Below are 4,051 nucleotides of genomic sequence, written 5' to 3'. Positions count from 1 at the left end.
AGCCCAAAGGGGGCAAGGTGCTGGACACCTCGGTGCTCATTGACGGCCGGGTCGCTGAGGTGGCCTCCATGGGTTTTCTAGAGGGTCCTCTCTTTGTGCCCAAGCAGGTGCTGCGGGAGCTGCAGCAGTTTGCCGACGCCACCGATGCCCAAAAAAGGGCCAAGGGGCGGCGTGGACTGGAAACCCTGGAACGGCTCAAGACAAGCGTGGGCCTGGAGGTGCTGGAATACCCAGAGTCGGACGACCCGGTGGACGACCAAATTCTAGCCCAGGCCAAGGAGCTGGGCGCAGCCCTGGTCACCAACGACCACGCCCTGGCCCAGCTCTCTCGCATCTACGGGGTCAAAACCCTCTCCATCCAGGCCCTGGCCTCCGCCCTTCGGACCCCCTTGCAGCAAGGGGACTTCCTCAACATCACCATCGTCAAAGAGGGCAAGGAGCCAGGCCAAGGAGTGGGCTACCTGGAGGACGGCACCATGGTGGTAGTGGACGACGCCATCGCCTACAAGGGCAAGGAGGTAGGGGTGGTGGTCACCCAAGCCATCCAAACCCAGGTGGGCCGCTTGCTGTTCGGGCGGCTTAGGGAAGAGCCAGCCCCCAAGGGTGAGCGGTAGTCAGCGCCCGCTGGCCACACGGCGGAAGTTTCGGTCAAGCCAGGCAAAAGCCGGCCCTTCCACCAACGCAGCGTCAATCATCTCCGAGGCCAGCGTCTCCAGCCGCACCGAGCCAAGCCCATCGGCGCGGACCGCAAACGTCCAGCGCATCTCCACGGTGGCCTCCACCTGCCCTTGGGCGTTTATCCGCTGGGAAACGTACACCGCGGTGGAGCCCACCCCCTGGCGCTGCACCCAGCGGCTATACCCCGGCAAGGGCCGGGCCTCTAGGGCGTAGTAGGCCGCCACCGCCTGGGCGAGGCGCACCACCACCGGGTGCCCGGCGGAGAGGGCCTGGGCGCTGGCGCTGGGTAGGGTCGCGCTCACATCGTAGACCACCTCACCGGGGTCGGCCCGCACCGCAGGCGCACACCCCGAGAGCAAAAGCCCAAGCAACAGCAACACAATCCCGTAGCGCATAGGCGCATTCTACCCCAGGAGGCCCCCCCAGTCGGTGGGGGGCTTGGGCTGGGTGTAGCCCGTGTCCATCTGCGCGAGCTGGAGGCGTCCGGAGTACTCCTCGTTGACGGCCTGCCAGTAGGTGTACTCCTCAATCACCCAAATCCCGCTCTCCCGGGCCCCGTTGCCGCTTCCGCGAACCCCGCCAAAGGGCAGGTGGGCCTCGGCCCCCACGGTGGAGTTGTTGATGCTGGTCATCCCGGCTTTGATCTCGGTTTTGAAGCGGTAGGCCCAGTCGCGCCGGTTGGTGTAAACCGCGCTGGACAGCCCGTAGCCGTGGGCATTGGCCGCCTCAATGGCCTCGTCCAGGTCCTCCACCCGCACCAGGTTGATGGTGGGGCCAAAGATCTCCTGCTCAAACTGGCGCATCCCCGGGCGGGCCTCCCAGACCGTGGGCCAGCCGAAAAGCCCCGCCTCGGGGTCACCCTGGAAGTGCGGGTAGGGGTTCTTCACGGTGATACGGGCCTTCCCAAAAAGGAGCTGGGCCCCCTCCTGCTGGCCCCAGGTGTAGTGCTCGAGCCAGCGTTCAAAGAGCCGCTGGTTGATAAAGGGCCCGTAGGTAACCTGGGGATGGGTGAAGGGGTTGCCCACTACCGTGGACTCGGTTTTTTCCAAAAACCGCTTTTTGAACTCTTCGTAGATAGGGGCCTCCACGATGATGTTCCCGGCGCTCGTGCAGCGCTGCCCCCCGGTGGCAAAGGCGCTCCACCAAGCCCCCTCCACGGCCAGCTCGAGGTCGGCGTCCCTGAGGACCACCAGGGGGTTCTTGCCCCCGAGCTCCAGGGTGGGCCGCAGCAGGTTGCGTCCGGCCACCTCCCCAATCCAGCGACCCACCGCGGTGCTGCCGGTAAAGGCGAACTTGTTCAAAAGCCCCTCATCCATGAGCTCCACCAGCCACTGGCCGGTGGAGTCCTTACCCCCGCCAAAGACCACGTTAATGACCCCCGGAGGCAGCCCAGCCTCCTCAAAGAGCCGGACAAAGACATAGGAAAGGGCCGGGGAATCCTCGGAGGGCTTCCAGACCACCGTATTCCCGGTGAGCACCGCCGGTATCAGCTTCCAGGAAGGCACCGCAATAGGGAAGTTCCCCGCGGTGATCATCCCCACCACCCCCAAGGGGCGGCGGAAGGTAAAGAGCTCCTTGTCGCGCATTTCGCTGGGTACGGTCTGGCCATAGAGCCTACGGCCCTCTGAGGCGAAGAAGACCGCGGTGTCTATGGCTTCCTGCACATCACCCCCGGCCTCCTTGAAGGTCTTGCCCACCTCCCGCACCATCAGGCGCACCAAGGTTTCCTTCTCCCGGGTGAGAATCTGGGCCAGGTTCATCAAGACCGCCCCTCGCACCGGCGCTGGGATACGGGCCCACATGCGGAAGGCCTCCTGAGCCGCCCGCGCCGCTTTGCGCAGGGTTTCCTTAGCGCCAACCGGGAAACGGGCCACAAGGTCTTCCCTGTCGGCGGGGTTGCGCCGCTCCTGCATCTCCCCCTCAAAGACCTCCTCACCCCCGATAAGGTGCCCGATTTCCAGCGCGTTGCCGTACTTGCTCCTATGCGGCTGCATACAATCCCTCCAGCAAGCCCATCAAAGCCTGGTTCCCAACCCAAACCCGGGAAGGCCGTCCGGAAACCCCCTAGCCCTCGGCGGCGAGCATCTTGGCCCTGAGCGCCTCCGCCGTGGCCGGGGGCACCAACTTGGACACATCCCCGCCGTAGCGGGCGATTTCCTTGACCATGGTAGAGGAGACAAACGACCAACGGGTAGCGGCCATGATGAACAAGGTCTCGGGCCGGTTGCCGAGCTGGCGGTTCAGGTGGGCCATCTGAAGCTCGTTCTCGTAGTCGGAGACGGCCCGCAAGCCCTTTACGATAACCCTAGAGCCCAGGCGGCGCATGTACTCGGCCAAAAGGCCGTGGAACGAGTCCACCTCCACGTTGAAAAGCCTGGCCTCGGCTACTGCTCGTCGGATAATCTCCACCCGCTCTTGGGGCGTGAACAGCCACAAACCCCGCTTAGACGGGTTCTCCAATACCGCCACCGTGACCCGCTCAAAGAGTCTGGAAGCGCGCTGAATCACGTCAAAGTGCCCGTTGTGCAGCGGGTCAAAACTCCCGGGGTAGACCACGTGCATGCCGCCTCTCTTTCGGCCGTATCATCCCACAGGAAAGCACCTGAGGCAAGGGCAGACCCCCAGACCGCATTCCCCCTGGCGGCCGGGCCCCTAGTGAAAACTGTAGCGAAGACCGCTTTTGCCCGCCCGTCCACCCCCATAACATTTCATAGGCATGAAGTTTACATTGGACGAAATAATGGAGGAGATGTGGCACCTGTCCTCCCACCTGGTCTGGCAGATGCGCCTAGACCAGCAGAGGGCCTTTGAGGGGCTGGGGCTTTCGCCCATGCAGGCCTTCGCCCTGATGTGCGTGGCGGGGGGCATGGACCAGCCCTCAGCCTTGGCCTTCGTGATGGACACCTCCCCCCAAGGGGTCTCGCAGCTCCTGGCGGGCCTAGAGGAAAGGGGGCTGGTGCGGCGCGAGCTGGACCCGGAGGACCGGCGAAAGGTGCGAATCCTCCTAACCCCAGAGGGGGAAGGGCTGCTCGAGCGCATGCGGGAAAACTGGAAGCAGGTCTCGCGAGAGCGCTTCAGCCGGCTGAGCCCCGAGGAGCTGGAGATGCTGCTCAGGAGCTACCGCAAGCTGATTGAACCCAGAGAAAAGGGCACCACACAGCCATGAAGCGCAGCCTCCTAACATCCTTCGCGCTCCTTGTCCTTGGGGGCCTCTCGCTCGGACAGGGGTTTTTCGCCTCGCTGGAGAACCACCCCAGCCTGCTGCAAGCCCGGCTCAGTCTAGAAGCCGCCCAGGCCCAGCTAAGGGCCGTCCAAAGCCCCCTCAGCCTACAGGCCCAGGGAGGGCTCTCCTTCTTTGAGACCTCTCCCCCAC

5 protein-coding genes and 1 pseudogene are annotated in these 4,051 nt (G+C 64.4%); 3 read left to right on the top strand and 3 right to left on the bottom strand.

The annotated features are described in order from the left end of the window. On the top strand, positions 1-614 hold a 614-nt coding region (locus Mlute_RS14345; RefSeq protein ID WP_119361239.1), incomplete at its 5' end, for a PIN/TRAM domain-containing protein. On the opposite strand, the gene Mlute_RS14340 is transcribed toward Mlute_RS14345, so the two are convergent. From Mlute_RS14340 to coaD, 3 genes are all read right to left on the bottom strand, one after another. After that, positions 615-1,073: a hypothetical protein gene (locus Mlute_RS14340; protein WP_119361238.1), complete on the bottom strand. Its 459-nt coding sequence runs from the start codon at positions 1,071-1,073 to the stop codon at positions 615-617. Positions 1,074-1,082: 9 nt separating this feature from the next. Further along, a complete protein-coding gene (locus Mlute_RS14335; RefSeq protein ID WP_119361237.1) occupies positions 1,083-2,672 on the bottom strand; it encodes an aldehyde dehydrogenase family protein in 1,590 nt (529 codons plus the stop codon). Positions 2,673-2,742: 70 nt separating this feature from the next. Then, positions 2,743-3,240: a pantetheine-phosphate adenylyltransferase gene (coaD, locus tag Mlute_RS14330; RefSeq protein WP_119361236.1), complete on the bottom strand. Its 498-nt coding sequence runs from the start codon at positions 3,238-3,240 to the stop codon at positions 2,743-2,745. Positions 3,241-3,394: 154 nt separating this feature from the next. On the opposite strand from coaD, the gene Mlute_RS14325 reads away from it, so the two are divergent. Together Mlute_RS14325 and Mlute_RS14320 are read left to right on the top strand one after the other, a co-directional pair. Further along, positions 3,395-3,844: a MarR family winged helix-turn-helix transcriptional regulator gene (locus Mlute_RS14325; protein ID WP_119361235.1), complete on the top strand. Its 450-nt coding sequence runs from the start codon at positions 3,395-3,397 to the stop codon at positions 3,842-3,844. Beyond that, a pseudogene (locus tag Mlute_RS14320) lies at positions 3,841-4,051 on the top strand (TolC family protein); the annotation flags it as partial. The gene Mlute_RS14325 and the pseudogene Mlute_RS14320, both read left to right, overlap by 4 nt.

The sequence above is a fragment of the Meiothermus luteus genome (assembly GCF_003574085.1).
Taxonomy (GTDB): Bacteria; Deinococcota; Deinococci; order Deinococcales; family Thermaceae; genus Meiothermus; species Meiothermus luteus.
Note: the sequence above shows the minus strand (reverse complement) of the source record. Positions and strands in the feature narration are given on the sequence as shown.